We start from the raw sequence: 18,125 nt of genomic DNA, 5'->3' as shown, positions 1-18,125 counted from the left end.
CATCTTAAATTCCGATGGCCGTCGAATCTCATCGCTGGAATCTGGCAAGCGATCTGTATTGATCCTCAGGTGAAATCGTCTGCTAAGCGATTCGTTCATTGGCGTCAGGGGCATCGGCATTTACTGGGATTTGTGTAGACTAAGCCTCATCGACTGACAAAATTAGCTGCACGATAAGAGCTGTCAGTGGTTGCCATTTTGGTTGCACCCCCTGGGCGTTTAGGTGGCGTTTGAACATTGGCTGCTCAGACGTTTGGAGATAGGGTTTGCAAGACTCCGGCAAACGGCACCGTGAGTGGATTGGGTCGATATCCGCAGCTTTTGTGTTCGCCACCCTGGCAATGATGGCACCTGGGTTAGAGCACAAAAGGTTTTCTGTTTGACTAAATTGAAATGGTTTCCCGACGATGCAATTCGAATTACGTTTCAACAATCAACTTTCTGTACTTCCGAGTGTTTCTGCTTTTGTTGGCACGACGCTTCGGCAAACGGAACTCGCCGAGGCTGAGGTCAAGCAGCTTGAGGATCTTGTGCTGCGCGTCGTCAATTATGCCATCGAGCATGCCTACCTCGAAGGAGAAGAGGGGGAGATTTCTCTGGCGATTACTCATGATTCGGGCAAACTTGAGATGACGGTTCGCGACTATGGTTTGCCACAGGACATCGAGGTCTTGGAGGAGCAGTTGCATGAGGCGCATGGGAAACTGTCGGAAATTCTTGCTGTGCAAACGCCCGGGGTTGTGGATGAGAAGCATTGGATTGGTTTTGGATCGCAGGGGAAGGCATTGCAGTTTGTGAAATGGCTGCACGATTCGGCAGTTGACGAGGATTCGCATGCTGCCGAGCTCTCCAAAGTGTCCGATGACGCACCGCTTGCACCGGAACAGGAATATGATGTGCGGAGAATGCAAGCGGACGAAGCGTTGCAAGTTTCACAGCTCATCTACCGCACCTATGGCGGTACCTACTTCAATGAAGACGTTTACTATCCCGATCGAATTGCGGCGCTTAATTCGAAGAATCGTGTGCTGTCGATGGTCGCAGCGGGTGAGGATGGACAATTAGCAGGGCATTGTGCACTCGAGCTGAATCAAGCGGGACCGGTTGCTGAAGTGGGGCAGGCGGCAGTGGATCCTCGCCATCGAGGTCGCGGCTTATTGAATCGAATGAAAGCAGCGTTACAGGAAGAGGCGCGAAGCTTGGGATTGGTAGGCTGGTATGCCGATTCGGTGACGGTACATACTTACACGCAGCAATCGAATGCACATCATGGAGGCCATGTGTGTGGATTGGCCTTGGCGGTGTCACCTAAGAATGAGTCATTTCGCGGCATTGCTCAAGAATTGAAGCAACGGGTGAGCTGTGTGGTTTATTTTCATGGATTGATCGAGCCCGAATTACGGACGGTCTGCGTACCGGAAAGACACCAGGAAATGGTGGCTGCCATCTACGGAAATTTGGGCTACCCCGTGGAGTTCAAGCAGGGATCGGAAGTGACGGAAAAGCACGGTACGTTTTCCGTGAAGTTGAATCCGCGGGCGCAGATGGCGATGATTCGGGTTGGCGAGTTTGGTGAGGATAGCCTCCCTACCATCCGTCGTTCTGTGCGTGATCTCGTCGAGCGATCTCATGTCGAAGTTGTGGTGGTGGAGATGCCTGTGGACAGTCCGATGACGGCCTCCATCTGGCAGGCCTTAGAAGGAGAGGGCTTGGGATTCACGGGAATCGGTCCGCACTTTGCCTCGAACGGCGACGTGGTGACATTGACCTATTTGGTTGAGCCGGTAGAGCGAGAGCCGATCAAAACGTTTGAGCCATTCGCTGACACGCTTGTCAATTACGCCTTGGCAGAGCAACAGCGTGCTCGAGCAACGCTTTAGGTCGCGTGGCCACCTGACTCCGAATGCCGGTTGTTTCGATCGCGTCGGGCGATTGAAGCAAATCGGATAGCGCGAACCATACAGACAGAATCCATTTCCTGACCCGCATGAAATCTGATGATTTCTAGGGGGGGGGTGACCACTTGTCGCCGCAGCGAGACTCGGTAACATAGGGGATTGCTTGTCGCGGCAGCAGCTTGTTGGATCGGTTTCTGCGGCAAACGCCAGCCCCCTTAGCTCAACTGGCAGAGCAACTGACTCTTAATCAGTAGGTTCAAGGTTCGAGTCCTTGAGGGGGCACTGATTCACTCGGCATGCGGAAGCACTGAGCAGAATCCAGCGGAATTAGCCCAGGTAAAGCCTGGGTTTCTTTATGCGCTGTGCACTCCGTGCCGCCTGATTCCGCGGGGTGCTGCTTCGCTCGGCGATTGGGTTGCTGCTCGTCTAATTTGATTCCCGCAGCTTTTTGGAAATCATCGTCCGTGGTCCTGAGGCCGTGCTTGGTGGCGATGCTCTCGCGATGACCTAGCCACGCAGCGATTGTGTGTTGAGGGTAGTTTCGGTTCAAATCCCTCCGTCTTGGGAAGTCATCTACCGCCGGAGAGTTGCTGAGCAAGGCCAAGATGTCACATGATGATTTATTCGATGGCATCAGTCCGAGAAAGGTTTCCGAAATTCTCAAGCAATATGGATTCAAAACGAGCAAGTCGAACGGACGCAATGAGTACAAGGATATTGATCCTAAGCAGCTTCGCGAAGTCGAGACAGCGTACGGTCTTGATTTAGAAATCAAGTCGGAAGTTAGTAGGCGATACACCCTCTGGAACGTACCCTTATCTATGGATATCTATTTATAGATAAGTGCTTTATGACTCCTACTGCAGGGTGCATACAGAGCACGTAGGGGATGTATGCCTCTGCGGATACGGGAGGGAAGCTCGGATCATACAAGAGTGACGATAGATGCCTGTCACCACGAGGACAGTTCGGTCGCGTCTTGTCCCCAATCCCCAGTGACTTTGCTCACTCGATGAAACGGCCCCCTCACCACACTTACGATTCTACCGTTTTTCTCCATTAGCCTGAAATCGGTCATCGATCACACGCCAAATCATAGAACTAACGCGGGACGAGCGAGAGCAATAGTGTAAAGAGTACGATTGCAAAACATGGCAGCCTTCACTTTCTGCCGGCGTCTCTCTTTGTCGTGACCCGCGAGGCACCTATGACTCGCTAGATGACCTACTAGAATCGGCCTGCAATTCCTGCAGAACAGTTCAGGTTTAGATTTGAAACAACTAAAGCCAAGCCGACTACTCTCATGGCAGGTGATTCGGCTGTGGCTTGCAGGGAACCGTTGCTTAGATACACTCACCACGGCGACGCTTTCCTTTGACTTTACGCTGTGGCTTGCAGGGAACCGTCCTTCACTTTTGTGACCTCAGCGGCTTGGGGATTAGTTTAGCTCGACGGTGTTACGCAGTGATTTCATCAGAAGCCCAAGCTTCCGCCCTGCTTTCTCTGGTCGGCGAATCCTCCAGGGTTATCCTGGCGACCTGATTACGATCATTGCACGACATACTCGCCAACGTACTGTTGTTCAATGATCGCCGTCATTGAAATCAAAGTGAATCGATTTCAGGATAACAATGCTTTTTCTATTTTTAGCCGCGGTCATGGAGAGCATGGAGGCTCAAGCTGAGCTAAGCACTCAAGCCTTAAACTCGGAAGTGATCCGCGAGGGCTTGAAGGTCATCTTGCTCAATCAGCTAGGACTGTACGAGCAGTTGAAGCAGCGGGCGAGCCACAGTTAGATTTATTTGGTTTGTGGCATTAACGCTTTGAATCGTTTTGCAGGGGCGGTGGTCCGCCGCGAGTTAGCGGCTTGATACTGTTTACTTAATGTGTCGACTGGGCTAATCTCATTGATGGCTTGATTTTCACATTCCCGGGGGGCGGACGTGTATAAGCCAGCTCGCGTCCATGGCTCGAAAATAACGAGGAGCATACGAAATTCATGTCTGAATCGCTTGGCTCATCGCAGAATAAACCCGGTATCGTTGGCAAAATCGTTGGCACAGCTGTGGCCGGGGGGGCCGGAGTTGCAATCACCGTGGTGCTCTCGATCGGAAGCGCAGTTTTGGTTCATCTTGGCTGGATCAGTCCTGAATCCGTCGGCCAGGTTGGAATGAAGTCGTCGACATCGTCACTAGTCGAAGTGGTGAAAGATCCGGACCGACCCCCACGGATGCGGATCAAGGCCATCAGCATTCTGCGATCCAGGGGGCCCGAGGCGATACCGGCTCTAACCGAAGCCTTAAAGGACGAGAACAAAGGTGTGCGCTCGGCAGCCATGAATGGCTTGCGCCGGATGGGCCCGGCGGCAACTCCGGCATTGACCGAAGCCTTGAATAATCTGGATTGGGAGATCCGCCATCAGGCAGTCGTTTTCTTGATAAGGTCAGATGCCGAGGATGCAATACCGGCACTAACAGAAGCCTTGAAAGATGAGAACAAGGCTGTTCGCTTGGCGGCCATGAATGGCCTAAGCAGGATCGGCGCGGAGGCAACGCCGGCCATGACCGAAGCATTGAACAATCCGAGTTGGGAAATCCGCCGCCAGGCAGCCGTTTCCTTGACGGGTCTGAAAGCCAAGGCTGCAATACCGGCTCTCATCGAAGCATTGAAGGATAAGAACAAGAAAGTCCGTATGGCGGCCGCGGTATCCCTTGGGAGTATGGGGCCGGAGGCCGAGAGTGCGATACCGATTCTGATCGGAGACATGAAGCACCGGGATCAGGATGTCCGCAGAACAGTAATGGGAGCCCTTTCGAAAATAGGGCCGGCGGCGATACCGGCGCTGACAGTGTCATTGAACGACGAGGATAATGACGTCCGTGTGGCGGCCATCCATTGCCTGGGCAGCATGGGATCGGAGGCGAAAGCTGCAATACCGGCGATAATAGAAGCAATGAAGGATGAGCATTGGGTTGTGCGCCATGATGCGGCCGGCGTTCTGAAACTGCTGCGGCCGGTGGCCACGGCTGCGATACCGTCGCTAACGGAATCATTGAACGATGCGAACACGGACGTTCGCGTGGCGGTCATCGATTGTCTGGGCAGCATGGGACCGGAGGCCAAGGCTGCGATACCGACACTGATAGAATCATTGAACGATGCAAACACGGACGTCCGCGTGGCGGTCATCAATTCCCTCGGCAGCATGGGGCCGGAGGCGAAAGCTGCGATACCGGCGCTGACAGCGTCATTGAACGATGACGATATTGACGTTCGCGTGGCGGTCATCGATTGCCTCGACAGCATGGGGCCGGAGGCTAAGGCTGCGATACCGGACTTGACCGAAGCATTGAACGATGAGAATATTGACGTCCGCTTGGCGGTCATCAATTGCCTGAGTGGGTTAATGGGCCCACAGGCGATACCGGCGCTGACTAAAGCACTGAAGGATGACGATTTAGCTGTTCGGGAGGCAGCCGTCAGTTGCCTAGGGTGGATGGGTCCGGAGGCGAAAACCGCAATACCGGCGCTGACCGAAGCATTGAAGGACGACGATCAGCTTTTCCGCAGCATGGTCATGGAATCCCTCAAGAGGATTTCCCCTTGAGTCCATTCCCAATTAATCAGTAGGCGATGCGGCAAGCAATCTGATCGCAAGTTCTTTCACCTAGTACATCACATCGTGACCGGTCGGCTTACTCCGTCGCTTCCAGGCGATTCCTCACACGTCGCTGAGGCAGCCGCTCAGCCACCTTCGCCTACCAAGCGGCTAACCAAGCAGCAGTATTCAACGATTGACCGAGCGACGCTCAGAGGCAACGCAGACTTACGATTTATGGACTGATTCGTGCTACAGTTCTCACCACGATGACAGCATTCAACTTTGGGATTGCTGAGTAAATCCGCGCTGCTAGGACGCAAGTGTTGTGCCATTACTCGGCAGGGGCCCCAAGTCAGTGCTTGCTCCAAAACGGTATTACTGTTTTGGCTTCTGTGGCTAGTGAGTAATACCGCTAATTACCGCACAAGCATGCGTACACTTGCAACGGATTTACAAGGCCGTTCATCACCGTGAGATGCTATATAGACAGAGGAAAACGTAGTTTTCGCTGCACAAGAGCGCTGCGTTCGGGACGCAGAGGTCGCTGGTTCAAATCCAGTCGCCCCGACTTAACCTAAATCCTGTCTGGCACATTCTTTGTGCAACCTGCCCGCTGCCGGGCAGTGCGACTCTGGAGCTCGTAAATTCCGTAGCACTACGGAAAAGGAGTCGCATTTATGTCCGGCAAGTCTCGAAAAGTTCCGTCTTATTGCAAGCATTCTGCAACGGGCCAGGCATACGTCACGATCGACGGCCGCGAAAAATATCTCGGTAAGTACGGCACGCCCGAGAGCCGCGAAAAGTACGCTCGGATTATCGCGGAGAAGTACCAAGGACCTCGTCAAGTCTCTGGCGTAGCCGTTCCAAAGAACAACGCGCTGACGATTGACGAATTGGTCCTTCGTTATTGGACCGAACGCGTTGATAAATATTACGTCGATAAGGAAGGAAATCCTTCCGAGCGACAATACCACATTCGAATCGCGTTGCGGCCGCTCCGAAAACTCTATGGAAGTACGTGTGCCGTGGGCTTTGGACCAAAGAAGCTCAAGATAGTTCGAGACGAGATGATTTTGGCTCGAGTGGCCGACGGTAGGCGTCCTAATCGTCGTTACATCAACGACCACATCGGTATCATTAAGCGGATGTTTCGTTGGGCCGTGTCCGAGGAACTCGTAAACGTAGAAGTTCATCAGGCGCTTCTCACGGTGGAAAGCGTTCACAAGGGAAGAGATGCTCGCCTCAAAGAAGCGGTAAAAGTCCGTCCGGTTTCTGACGAGCGCGTGAAAGCCGTCATCGATGCGGCATCGCCCCAAATAGCAGCCATGGTATCGCTGCAGTCCCTTACGGGCATGCGTCCAGACGAAGTTACCATCATGCGGCCCTCCGATATCGACAAAACCGGAATCGATTCAGGCCTCAAGCTCAATGGGACGTGGGTATACCTACCATATCATCACAAGACTGAGATTCTTGGGATTGTCCGGTTGATTCCCCTTGGTCCAAAGTGCCAATCGATTCTGTCGCCATGGCTTGATCGCCCAGAAGATTGCTACCTCTTCTCTCCAAGAGAGGTCGTCGCTGCTCGACGACGAGACGAAAAATCCGTGAGCCGAACGCAGATTCGCGCACACTACGACGACGAAAGCTATTGCCAGGCTGTTCAACGAGTATGTGACCGACTCGGAATTCCCCGCTGGACTCCCAACCAGCTCCGCCATTCAGCTGCCACGCGAATTCGAGCACAATTCGGAATTGAAACGGCTCGAATCCTGTTGGGGCACAATTCAAGCGTGACAACCGAGATTTATGCCGAGCAGGACCTCAACTCGGCTCTAAAGGTGATGAAGCAAGTGGGCTGACGCATTCGTCCGCTCGCTGACTTCTGGCATGTTCGGAGCGAGTTTCGTGCACAAATGGACGGCCCGCTCTATACTTCGATGAAAAATGCGCCGCACTGGGCGCGCGATTCGACGATGCAAGACGGCCACCTCCTCGCCAACCGAGGATCTCCCCACCACCGGTACAGCTTGTTTGCGTCCTCAGTGTGTTGCGACGTGCGTACTCACACGAGACAATTCGTTGATGCGCCATGATCGCAGTATGGACGGCAAAATGCGTTGCGGGCTACCGGTTGCGGGCCCAAGTTCACCTCCCAATAGGCGCTCTCGCACTGCACGTGACGACGTAAGTTGACTTTTGATTTCTAAGGAGAGTCGAATGTCCAAAGAAGAATCACCAAAGCCGGACACCGATGGCCAATCGGATAATGACGGTAACCCAAGTCTGGTCGATGAAGTCCGTTGTCACCTCTATCGCCTCGCAGCAACTACGGCCCGCCGGGAACGACTTAATATAGAGAAGCTAGCGGGCAAGTTCACCGTCGGTAGACCCAAGATTGACGCTGTCTTAATTGAGCTTGCCGCGCAGGGTGTTGGACTGATCGAAAAGAGAGTTGGAGGTGGTTATTACCTTCGCGAACCCCAATTGTCACCAGTCTTTGAGAGCCGTCTGATTCTCGAAAACCTCAGTGGAGTCGGCGCAACAGGTCGCTGCGGAAACAAAGAACACGATAGCGAGAATTCGCAACCTTGCTAGATGCACAAGTTCGGTCCCTTGCGGTAGACGGTTATCTAAGAGTCTGCTTCATGTCGCCCCGTTGCGATGCCGATCCGTGGGGTCGATTGACACTCGTTGCATGCGCGGCGTCAACTTGGCCTACAACGATTCCGTCAACCGGATCGTATCCCAGCCAGTCACGAGCCTCTTCTAAGCTCCACGGCATCTCCTTGTTGTCACTCATACCGTTCACGACGACGCACAGCTCGGGCCAGAGGGCGCTGTCTGCGAAGATTGCCTTCTCGTGTAGCTGATTGAAGTCACTGTTTGACAACCACATCATTTTGAACCAGCGGTCGCTCTTTGCCAAATCCAGGTCGGACGTGGCTTCGTTCGACGATTCCTTCGTCGGTGTTCCGGCGCCCGAGAGCGTGGTTGGAGAGTTCTCTCCTGGCTGACACCAACCGATGCGCGTGCAGACAAACGTCGTTTTTCCTTTCGAGCGGATCGCGAGGGAACGACACAGTCGTTCGCCGGCGCTTTTAACTGCCGCGTAGACGGTCGAGTCCAGGGGCGTTATGCCTGTATGCCAAACCGTACCGACACCGTGCTCTAACCGCGTTGTCAGCTGGCCCGGTCCAATCGTGTCAGCTAACGGTGCATCCTTGTACCGACCCATCACATGATTCGACGATGTAAACACGAATCGTCTCACACCTGCATCAACGGCTGCAAGGGCAACGTTCAGTGTCATGTCAAATGATTGGGTTGCGTCATCCCAAGTCGCCTCCGGAAAGGGATTTTGCGCGGCCAAGTGGACGACCGCGTCGGACTGCTCGATCGCCTGCCGCCAGCGAACGTCGTCGAAGTCGGTCAAGTCACACTGGCCGAACTCGGCTTTATCGCTGCCTTTGAGTGAGCGCAATTCGCTGAGTTGTGCATCAGTCGGCAGTCCTCGGCTAAGGCCAAATACTTTTGTCACGTCGGGGAGTTCCACGAAATGACATAGCAGCTTCCAACCAAGATTGCCGCGCGCACCCGTGATGGTTATGCAAGCCATTGAGTTCCTCTTTCTGTGGAGAGTGATTACCTGAATCACTTGTCTTTGCGTTGTACTTGGTCAAATGCTTGAGGTCGGCTTGAATCTAAGCAGAGACCAACGCGGCACCGGAATACCGCACTCGAAAATCATGAAAACAATGCTGTGATCGGATTGGCCTTAACGAGTTCGCGTGGTTGATTCAGATGATTCATGACCATCGTTTCGGGACTGATGCCAACCGCGTGATAAATGGTTGCCAGTAGTTCGCTGGGATGTACTGCGTCCTCCAGTGGCGCCGATGCCGTGCGGTCGCTCTTGCCATAGACGAATCCACGTTTAATACCAGCACCTGCGATGATCGAGGTGTAGCAATACGGCCAATGGTCTCGCCCGTCAGCGCTGTTGTTGTTGCCCGAGGTGCTAACCCCCTTCTGCGGGCTGCGACCGAACTCGCCGACGACGATCACGAGCGTGTCTTCCAGCATGCCGCGCTCGTCCATATCAGCGATCAGCGATGCCAAACCAGTATCCAACATCGGGCCGGATTCGTTTTTCATTCTCTTAGTAAGGTCCTGGTGATGGTCCCATGAATGCTCTCCAGAGTTTGCGACCTTGGGCCAGATCACCTCGACAACGCGCGTTCCCGCTTCGAGTAATCGCCGCGCCAGCAGGCAGCTCTGACCGAACGTCGTCTTACCGTACTTCTCACGCAGCTTCGTGGGCTCTTGCGACAAGTCAAACGCATCCCGAGCTCGACCAGAGATGATTAGGTTCAGCGCGCGGTCGTAGTACTGGTCAAGCTTTTCGCCGGCTACCGCCTTTTCGATCTTTGGCATCTGCCGCTTGACGACGTCCAACAGCCGAGCGCGTCGTTCTAGGCGCGCGGAAAAGATATCGGGGCGCATCGAGAGATCGTCAATCTTGATGCGATCCATCTTGTTCATGTCCAAATCGTCGCCTTCGGGATAAAGTGTGTAGGGATCGAACGTCTTGCCCAGAAAACCGGCGGTGCCTCCTTTACCGACGACATTGCTTTCTTGCAGCGGCCGAGGCAACATTACGAACGGCAGCATCGGGTCATCGGTCGGTTGCAGTCGGACGATGTTCGAGCCGAAGTTCGGAAAGTCTTTGGGGCTCGGCGGCTCTAGCTGGCCGGACGGACTGACTTTGTCAGTCGTGTAGCCCGTCATCATTTGGTAGATCGCCGCCGTGTGATTGAACAGTCCGTTCGGCGTGTAGCCCATCGACCGAATCATGGTAAACCGGTCGTTCAAGTCGGCCAACTTTGGCAAAATCTCCGTGTATTTGACACCGGGCAGTTTGGTAGAGATTGGATTGAACGCACTGCGAACGTTGTCCGGCACGTTTTCTTTCGGGTCCCACAGATCCAAGTGGCTAGGGCCTCCCTGCAGATACACCATCAAAACTCGTTTTGCTTTGCCCCATCCAGGTCCACCGCCAGCCGTGTTCGCTTGCGCTTGGAGCTGGAGCAAGTTTGGCAGCGAGAGTCCCAGCATGCCAGCGCCGCCGACGCGAATCACGTCGCGGCGTGACGGACGTAGATGCGGATCGCAAAGGTCTTTCGCAATGGGTCCTGTGATGCGAAACATGGTTTACCTCGTTTTGAGAGTTAAGGTTGTTTCTGCTAACCGCTAATGAACTCTAATGGCGTCGATCAGCGGTTTTTTTCAATGGTTGTACAAAAACGCGGGGCTGTTCATCAGCGCCCACGCAAGATCTTGTGCTGCTGTTAGCCGTCGGCTGGCGAGCTGTTTTTCGCTGAGCTCGACCGCCCGACGCAATCGCGTTAGCTTCGCATCTGGCGGTACTGGTTCGCTGAGTTGGGCGACTTCGGACTTTAATATCTCGAATCGTTCGTCTGGCGGAAGCGGCTTTTTTGCTTCCTCGAGTAAATCTTGCTTTTCTCGCAGGCGATCGTCTTGGAGATGTACGTATGCCATCAGTTGCTTGCGTTGTTGGTCGGTTCTTTGTTCCGGCAACACGTCCACGATGCGTCCGATGTCTGTCGGCAGTCCGAAGGAAATGGGACGCGTGTCGCTTGTCACCGACAGACGGAACAACCCGATTTGATGTTCCTTGCTCTTGTAGAAGTGCTTCATCGTAATTTGCAAAAGACCGTGGCCGTCGCCAATTGGCTGGTCCGTGGCGAAGATCGCAGCATGATCTCGATTCACCTGCGGCGCGATGCCCCAACCGTTGGCAACGTTGGGCGTTTTGCCGTCGATCGCTGAACTGACGTGGTAACCGTCCTCACTGAAGTCAGCTTGAGCAGTGCGGAACCCGAAGCCCGCAAAGACAGGAGCCTCAAGTTGTACCAGTGCCATCGAATCGATACGCATCGTACTGTCGCGATCGTCGGCGTCGATGCGTAAGCCCGTAATCGGCGAAGCGGCTTCGAAATAGATCACATAACGCCGAAACTTCTTGCCCCCCTCGACAACACGCAGTTTGGCCTTTCGGTCGTGACTGAAATCGGTATTCTTTTCGGTCCTCCAAAGGACCTCGATCGTCGCGTACTGGTCCACGTCGGCAACAAGCTCGAGCGCAAGCTTACCGGCCGGAGCATCGACGTCAGCCAACATCGACGGTGTGTCCGATTTGGACGTAACCGTCAAAACGCCGTCGTCATGACTAAGTTCGCAATCAACCAGTGAAGTCCAGCCGTTAGAATCCGAAGCGAAGTCCCACGCCTGGAAGCGAACCGGAGGAGCGATGACTTGAGCGGCATAGGCGGCCTCGAATTCTGTCAGAATGTAGTTGCCATCGAAGCCGTTTCCGGGACCTCCCTTACGAAGGCGCTTTTTGTCGGCAATTGCGTCAATGCGAATTCCAGTGATGTTCGGCAGCGGTGCCTTAGCGACGATGTTGTATGTCGCATCGTTGCCGCGTGGGGCGCCGTAGATTCTCAGATCTGCTTCTCGCGTTAACGGAGAATTGTTGCTGGACACCATGTTGACTGGATCAACCGGAGTCCAGCGGCTGCCGCTGCGCCGTTCGTCCTCCCAGTTGGCCAGATCGGTTTCTAGTTGCTCAAGACGGTCAGCAATCTCCGCATCCAATCGAGATACCATTTCGGACCGCTCGTCCTCCCGTTTGGCCAGTTTCGGAGCCAGGTTCTTTTCGTAGTCGGCAAGTGCATGCTTGGCTTCGGCAAGTTGCGCCGCGCGTGCCTGTTTTTGTTTTTCTAGCCGCGGGGCAGACTCGGCTTCGTACTTCCGCAATGCCGCAGTCACTTGATCATGGTCGTCGGTGACATCGACAAAAATGGCTTGCGACGCTTCGATTTCCGAAGCTGATGCGGGCCGGTTAAGTAAACGCAGATAGAGCTGGCCGATTAAATCGGAGTTTTCAGCAGTTTCGTTGGCGAGCCGAACAATTTCATTCTTTTCGTCGCTGATCGCATCGCCGAGCGTTGGTCCGCTGATCAGTGCAATCACAGGGCCCAATTGCATGCCACTGCTTCGCTCGCATTCACAGGCACTTTCTCGGGCGGGTCGACCGAACTTCCCTAAGAATCCGTCAGGCAATTTGATTCCGGCGTCAGGCAGCGCGGCGGCGCGCGTGCCCTCGGGCAAGTCCGGGAACTTTGATCTCGCACCGGTGGTCACGTGGATCGCGTCGTACAGCGTTTCCGCGGGCAACCGTCGGGGAATGGCATGAGAATAGTTAATCGTGTCGTCTACGTTCCACCGATTCGATTCGACGGACAGCTGGTAAGTCCGGGAATTGGAGATCAATCGCAAAATGTGTCGCGTGTCAAAGTTGGATTCGATAAACTCGCGCGTCAAATAATCGAGCAATTCTGGGTTGGAAGGTGGGTTTCCGGCTCGAATATCGTCAATGGGTTCGATGATACCGCGTCCTGTCAAATAGCCCCACAGCCGGTTGACGTAGCTTCGCGCGAAGTAGACGTTGTCGGGTGATGTGGTCCATGCGGCGAGACGAGATCGGCGTGACTGATCCGCCGGCTCTTCGAAGTCGCATTCGAACGGGAACTCGGGTGGCGTCAACTCGCCCGTGCGATCATGTTGCAGCTCGCCTTCGGTCAGGTCGTAGACGATTTCGTGTAACGGCTTGCCGGCTTCGACCTGCGTACTGCCAATCTGTTTGTCTCCCACTCGAGGATCGGCTTTGCGCCCAACCTGTGCAAAAAATGCCCCCAGCTGGTAGTACTGATCCTGTGTCCAACGTTCGAAAGGATGATCGTGGCATTTGTTGCAATTGAACCGCGTGGCCAAAAACAGGTGCGTCGTGTTTTCGAGTGACTCCTGCGGGCTGCGAAGAATCTTAAAGTAAGCGGCGGCCGGATTGTCTTGAGTCGATCCTTGGGCAGTGAGAATCTCACGCACAAATTGATCGTAGGGTGTATTGGCGTCCACGTGCTGGCGAATCCAACTTCGCACGGCCACTGCACCGTCGCGACCAAGAAACTTTCCATTCACCTGCAGTAAATCGGCCCATTTGTTGGTCCAATGTTCGACGAATTCGTCGCTGCCGATCAGGTCATCGATCAATTCGGCGCGTTTCGCCCGATCGACTGTCGTATTCGAGTTGTCACCGACGAATCCTCGAATCACATCGGGGGTGGGAGGCAGTCCGGTCAGGTCAAGATAAGTGCGACGCAGGAAGGTGTAGTCATCGCACGTAGGTGCGGCAAGCGTCTTTGTACGCCGCAGCTTGCTCGACACGAACTCATCAATTTGGTTATAGCTCTCAGGTTCCTGCCAAACAAAGCCATCACGATCACCCATCACGGTCAATATCGTGGACGCGTAGGCGCCTTCGTATCGAATCAGCAAGGCCGCCTCACCCCGTCGCAATGCATGCATCAACCCATTGTGGTGCGAGTCCGTTTGAATAATATCCGTGTCGTTGCTATCGACAAATGCTTCGCGAGTCACATCACGCGTGTTGCCGTCTTCGTACGTCGCGATGACCCGCACCTGCTGCGTTGCTCCAATTCTTTCGACGACCGGATTGACCGGAAAAACGCTGAGCGACTTCACTCTTGCCGATTCGCGATCGAGCTTTGCGCCGCCGGCGATCCAGTCACGAACAAGCTTGTAATAGGGACTGCCCGGCTTAATTACCTGACCGCCCTCGTGCGGAATAGCGGCGGTCGACTTTTGCAGCATCATGCTCTCGGCCGGGGCAGCAAGGTTGACTCGGCGTGATGCCAAATCGTCGGTCAACGCTCTTACGTCAAACAGCGGATCATACCCGCGGAGTGACAGTTTGAAACCGTTCTTGCCGTCCTGAGCTCCGTGACAGGTGCCCCCGTTGCAACCGACTTTCGACAAGATGGGGTTTACGTCACGAATGTAGTCTGGCGGCATTGTTGCATGTAGTCCGGCAACTTCGACTCTACATTCAGCAACGAGGTCGCCCAACTTGGCTGTCAGCGTTACCTTGCCGTCTTCGGCAGGCTCGATTAGCCCCGACGGCGACACGATCACGCTCGGGTTACTCGATTCCCAGGCCAGATTGCGCGTGACGTCAATCGACTGGCCAGAACGCAACTTAGCCGTTACGACCGCCTGAGCGCATTCGCTCGGATTCGAAAACGTGAGCGACCTAGGGATTATCTCCAACGATTCGATTTCAGATTCGTTGACGACATTGGCCTTCGCGATTTGGGAATCGTTTTCGACAGCTGACTCAGCGGAAACCAACGATTCCGACTGGACCTGTTCGACTGTAATCTCGACGGGCGAGAACGCCCGCTGGATCTTACCGCTGCTGCCGTCGATCTGCCTTACAATCCCGTCCGTGCCACCGGCAACGACTTGCGTGCCATCGGATGATATCGCAACGGCGTAAATGGCCGAATCGATTCGCAGTTTTGCAATCGTTGTGACGCCGGTCGCAAAATGATTCTGTAGTTGCGTTCGTTCCGATTCAGTTCGCTTATGAGTGGGCTTCCTGAGGATATCTCTGATGCTGTTGCCGATAGTGGGCGACGGCTCCATATCGTAAATCTGAATGTGCCCGACACCATTGAGGCTACTTCCGGCAACGATCCGCCGGCCATCCACGCTCACGTCCACGGCAAAGATTCGTCCCGGCAACGGCGGCAGCTCCCACAGTTGATTCGCATCGTCGCCGATCTGGCGCTTGGTAGTGCGATGCATTTGGTAAATCTTGGGAACGCCATCCGCGCCCCCGAAAATTACTTCATCGCGCAGCGGGTGTCGGACGATGGCTTGGATGCCGCCTTTCAATGCCTTAGGCGTAATTGATGTGACATTATCAATGAACCGTTGTGTCGCAAGCTCGGTCAACTTGGCCGTCATATCGCGACCGACGGAAACTAAATGGCTGCCATCCATCGAAAACGTCGTATCGAGAACCCAGTCGTCGTGAATGCCCTGAAACAAGACTTCTTCCCCAGTCTCGGCGTTGATTGCTCGCACCGATGTGTCCGCACAGCCAAATCCGACCAAATTGCCATCTGGCGACCAGGAGACTCCGTAAACCGAGTCATAGGTGACTGGCTTGGAAAGCAGCAATCGCCCTGTCGGTTTAGCCTCGACCGTGTCGTCGACATCCCAGATCTGCACTTCTCCCATTTGCCCAGGAAGCCCGCCTGAAACAGCGAGACGCTTACCGTCAGGAGAGAAGCGAACGGACTCGATGCGCTCCGACTGTCCAATCAATCGAGTCACCGTGTCAGATCCATCCAGGCTGTGAAGCAGCACTTCGTGAAAACCCGAAACTGCCAACAGATTTCCGTTCGGCGAAACATCCAACGCGGTTATCACGGGCGGGCGACTATATTCAGGGGGGTGATCTTGGTCGACCGCGCGTCGCAGGCTGGCGGGTGAATCATTCAAGGCGCCGTCCGCGATCCACTTCGTGATTAGCTGGATGTGGGCCTCCGTTAAGTGAGGTGCGTTCTTAGGCATCGCCGCTTCGCCGTCGTGAGCAGTGATCTGGTCGATCAGGTAGCTATCTATCGGGCTGCCCGGGACAATCGACGGTTGCTCACTTTCGCCGCCTTGCAGAAGCTCCTCAAACGACGTCATGACAAATTCGCCACCGGCTTTTGCCGGCTGATGACAGCCGAGACAATGAGCTTGAAAAATCGGCCGAACCTGTCGATCGTAGCTAACGGTTTGTGAACCATCCGTGTCGCTCGTTTCCGCGGATGGAGCGCAGATCGGAGTCGCAAACAGCAGAATGACAGTAGCTAGTAGTGAATGTTTCATCATCACCTTATGATGCCGTAATTTTGTTCGACAACTGACTATCGATTCATTCAGCGGCCGTAACCCAAGTCCAATTCGCTTGGAAGATTCAAGGATCGTCAGCTACTTGGGTGATTGCAAATGGTAGAGATATGTGAGCCAGCGGTCGGTGGTGTAGATACAACAGTTATTGTCTCAACGACTTCAACGGAGCGTCAATCGGGGATTGCGTCAAATGGCATCAGTAATTGCGACAAATAGCATCAGCAATTGCGACGGGGTTGCGCGTTGCCGCCACTGAATTGCAGGAGGGATTGCCATCAGGTAATCTGGCGCGCAAAGCGAGAACGTCGCGACAGGATAATCTGGATCGCAAGATCTAGCGCTCCTGCTGTCCCTCTGAATAAAACGTGGCAAACAAGGCGCTGAATAAATGATCCGAAACATTGGCCTGGCAGTCGTCCTGGCGTCCTGGTCCGTCGTTGCCAATTCTGCTGAGACACTTATCGAGAATCAAAGCATTCGGGTCTTCTCAGTTGAGCACGGCGCCTCGGTCGGCCTAAGATTTGACGTCCTGGACGGCGCGCGGTGGCGAACCGTGCTTTCCAATATGGCCATTGCCAAAAGAGCACCCTGGGAGAAGGCGCAACAGACACATCTCGAATCGTTGGACATAGAGACTGTCGACGGCGGGATTCCCCAGTCGAACGCGGCCGCATTTACGATGATCAAAAAAGTAAGTGACGACCATCTGATGTTAATGGGCAGTCACGGCGGTCGCGCAATTCAAATGTCGGTTCAACTGACGGGCCCCGATCAAGTTTCAGTTCGCGTGTCGGCTTCCGCGCGACCCGGCAGCGGCGATGTCCAGCTTAGTCACATGTGGTCGCACTACTATTTCGTGCCCGATGATCGAGCGATGGGGTACGCGTTGCCGCTCGATTTTGCCTGGCTTCCGAACCTACATAAGAACGCGGAGGATGTTTGCGGAGACCACTTTTTCCGTTCGCCCGCGGTCATCACGCAGGGACGTGGGCTATACGCCGCCTTAGCAACAGAGGTCGGATTCACCGACGCGAATTGCGGTCAACTGCAACCTGCTGAGGTCGATGCAGCCGCTGCGTCTTGGAAAGCGGCGCAACTCGCATCGGTGTGCTGCAAGACAAATCGATACGTTTCACGTATGAGCGTCGCGTTTCCGACTAAAGGCACGCCTTCCTTATGCCGTTCGGGACCGGCAAGTCGCGTCTACCGTGTCAGGTGACTGAAACTGCAATTGATGGAACCGACGCTGGTCGTGGCGACCATTCTTCGCTACGGACGTGGTAGCGGCAGCCAAATCGCGATCAGCCCGGCCCGAAAGCAACTACTTGACATCTAAGATGTCACATCTTAGGATTCAAAGATGTGACATCTTTGTTTGTATTAGGAGACGCAGATGGCTCGACCGAGCGCGATTGTTACCAATGCCGAACTTTCGGTGTTGAACCACCTCTGGGAGCACGGGCCGTCCGTCGTTCGCGAGATTGCGTCCGCGCTGTACTCGGAGAACACCCCGGCTTACCACGCCACCGTGAACACACTGCTCGATCAGCTGGAGCAGAAGGGCTATGTCGCTCGCGATCGGAGCGGTTTCGCCCACAGCTTCACGGCGACAATTGACCGTCCAACACTTGTTGGCACACAGCTGGAGCAAATCGCCGACAGCTATTTCGATGGGGCTTTGACCCCCATTCTCTTGCCATTAGTCGACAAGATCAAACTGAGTAAGCGGGATCGAGAAACAATCCGCAAAATTATCGACAAGGCCCGTTAGT

The 18,125-nt window shown here is 54.5% G+C and carries 11 protein-coding genes and 1 tRNA gene; 9 read left to right on the top strand and 3 right to left on the bottom strand.

Annotation, left to right across the window (positions count from 1 at the left end):
* Positions 1 to 407 precede the first annotated feature (407 nt).
* From P8N76_08310 to P8N76_08280, 7 genes are all read left to right on the top strand, one after another.
* The gene (locus P8N76_08310; protein MDG2381663.1) at positions 408 to 1,880 is read left to right on the top strand and encodes a GNAT family N-acetyltransferase; all 1,473 of its coding nucleotides are present in this window, start codon (positions 408 to 410) and stop codon (positions 1,878 to 1,880) included.
* A 227-nt stretch (positions 1,881 to 2,107) separates the two neighbouring features.
* Positions 2,108 to 2,180: transfer RNA gene (locus P8N76_08305), tRNA-Lys, on the top strand.
* 323 nt (positions 2,181 to 2,503) lie between these two features.
* The gene (locus tag P8N76_08300) at positions 2,504 to 2,737 is read left to right on the top strand and encodes a hypothetical protein (protein ID MDG2381662.1); all 234 of its coding nucleotides are present in this window, start codon (positions 2,504 to 2,506) and stop codon (positions 2,735 to 2,737) included.
* A gap of 792 nt (positions 2,738 to 3,529) precedes the next feature.
* Positions 3,530 to 3,694, top strand: coding sequence for a hypothetical protein (locus tag P8N76_08295; protein ID MDG2381661.1), 165 nt, complete (start codon positions 3,530 to 3,532; stop codon positions 3,692 to 3,694).
* Between the two features lie 203 nt (positions 3,695 to 3,897).
* A complete protein-coding gene (locus P8N76_08290; GenBank protein MDG2381660.1) occupies positions 3,898 to 5,505 on the top strand; it encodes a HEAT repeat domain-containing protein in 1,608 nt (535 codons plus the stop codon).
* A gap of 671 nt (positions 5,506 to 6,176) precedes the next feature.
* Positions 6,177 to 7,361: a tyrosine-type recombinase/integrase gene (locus tag P8N76_08285; protein MDG2381659.1), complete on the top strand. Its 1,185-nt coding sequence runs from the start codon at positions 6,177 to 6,179 to the stop codon at positions 7,359 to 7,361.
* A gap of 358 nt (positions 7,362 to 7,719) precedes the next feature.
* Positions 7,720 to 8,097 carry a hypothetical protein gene (locus P8N76_08280; GenBank protein MDG2381658.1) on the top strand — a complete coding sequence of 126 codons (378 nt, stop codon included), beginning with the start codon at positions 7,720 to 7,722 and terminating at the stop codon, positions 8,095 to 8,097.
* Positions 8,098 to 8,128: 31 nt separating this feature from the next.
* On the opposite strand, the gene P8N76_08275 is transcribed toward P8N76_08280, so the two are convergent.
* The 3 genes from P8N76_08275 to P8N76_08265 all read right to left on the bottom strand — a co-directional run bounded on the left by P8N76_08275 (position 8,129) and on the right by P8N76_08265 (position 16,332).
* Positions 8,129 to 9,118: an NAD-dependent epimerase/dehydratase family protein gene (locus P8N76_08275; GenBank protein MDG2381657.1), complete on the bottom strand. Its 990-nt coding sequence runs from the start codon at positions 9,116 to 9,118 to the stop codon at positions 8,129 to 8,131.
* A gap of 128 nt (positions 9,119 to 9,246) precedes the next feature.
* A complete protein-coding gene (locus P8N76_08270) occupies positions 9,247 to 10,710 on the bottom strand; it encodes a DUF1501 domain-containing protein (GenBank protein MDG2381656.1) in 1,464 nt (487 codons plus the stop codon).
* A gap of 78 nt (positions 10,711 to 10,788) precedes the next feature.
* Positions 10,789 to 16,332: a DUF1549 domain-containing protein gene (locus P8N76_08265; GenBank protein ID MDG2381655.1), complete on the bottom strand. Its 5,544-nt coding sequence runs from the start codon at positions 16,330 to 16,332 to the stop codon at positions 10,789 to 10,791.
* Positions 16,333 to 16,741: 409 nt separating this feature from the next.
* Between P8N76_08265 and P8N76_08260 the strand changes: the two genes are divergently transcribed.
* Positions 16,742 to 17,572: a hypothetical protein gene (locus P8N76_08260; GenBank protein MDG2381654.1), complete on the top strand. Its 831-nt coding sequence runs from the start codon at positions 16,742 to 16,744 to the stop codon at positions 17,570 to 17,572.
* Positions 17,573 to 17,746: 174 nt separating this feature from the next.
* On the top strand, positions 17,747 to 18,124 hold the full coding sequence (locus P8N76_08255) for a BlaI/MecI/CopY family transcriptional regulator (GenBank protein ID MDG2381653.1): 378 nt from the start codon (positions 17,747 to 17,749) through the stop codon (positions 18,122 to 18,124).
* Position 18,125 lies beyond the last annotated feature (1 nt).

The sequence above is a fragment of the Pirellulaceae bacterium genome, assembly GCA_029243025.1.
In the GTDB taxonomy this organism is placed as follows: domain Bacteria; phylum Planctomycetota; class Planctomycetia; order Pirellulales; family Pirellulaceae.
The sequence above is the reverse complement of the archived record's forward strand: the minus strand, read 5'-3'. Positions and strand labels throughout refer to the sequence as shown.

Excerpts from the sequence above, each read along its gene's own strand:
- P8N76_08310 (MDG2381663.1), top strand. The coding sequence starts at position 408 with ATGCAATTCGAATTACGTTTCAACAATCAACTTTCTGTACTTCCGAGT.
- P8N76_08300 (MDG2381662.1), top strand. The coding sequence starts at position 2,504 with ATGTCACATGATGATTTATTCGATGGCATCAGTCCGAGAAAGGTTTCC.
- P8N76_08295 (MDG2381661.1), top strand. The coding sequence starts at position 3,530 with ATGCTTTTTCTATTTTTAGCCGCGGTCATGGAGAGCATGGAGGCTCAA.
- P8N76_08290 (MDG2381660.1), top strand. The coding sequence starts at position 3,898 with ATGTCTGAATCGCTTGGCTCATCGCAGAATAAACCCGGTATCGTTGGC.
- P8N76_08285 (MDG2381659.1), top strand. The coding sequence starts at position 6,177 with ATGTCCGGCAAGTCTCGAAAAGTTCCGTCTTATTGCAAGCATTCTGCA.
- P8N76_08280 (MDG2381658.1), top strand. The coding sequence starts at position 7,720 with ATGTCCAAAGAAGAATCACCAAAGCCGGACACCGATGGCCAATCGGAT.
- P8N76_08275 (MDG2381657.1), bottom strand. The coding sequence starts at position 9,118 with ATGGCTTGCATAACCATCACGGGTGCGCGCGGCAATCTTGGTTGGAAG.
- P8N76_08270 (MDG2381656.1), bottom strand. The coding sequence starts at position 10,710 with ATGTTTCGCATCACAGGACCCATTGCGAAAGACCTTTGCGATCCGCAT.
- P8N76_08265 (MDG2381655.1), bottom strand. The coding sequence starts at position 16,332 with ATGATGAAACATTCACTACTAGCTACTGTCATTCTGCTGTTTGCGACT.
- P8N76_08260 (MDG2381654.1), top strand. The coding sequence starts at position 16,742 with ATGATCCGAAACATTGGCCTGGCAGTCGTCCTGGCGTCCTGGTCCGTC.
- P8N76_08255 (MDG2381653.1), top strand. The coding sequence starts at position 17,747 with ATGGCTCGACCGAGCGCGATTGTTACCAATGCCGAACTTTCGGTGTTG.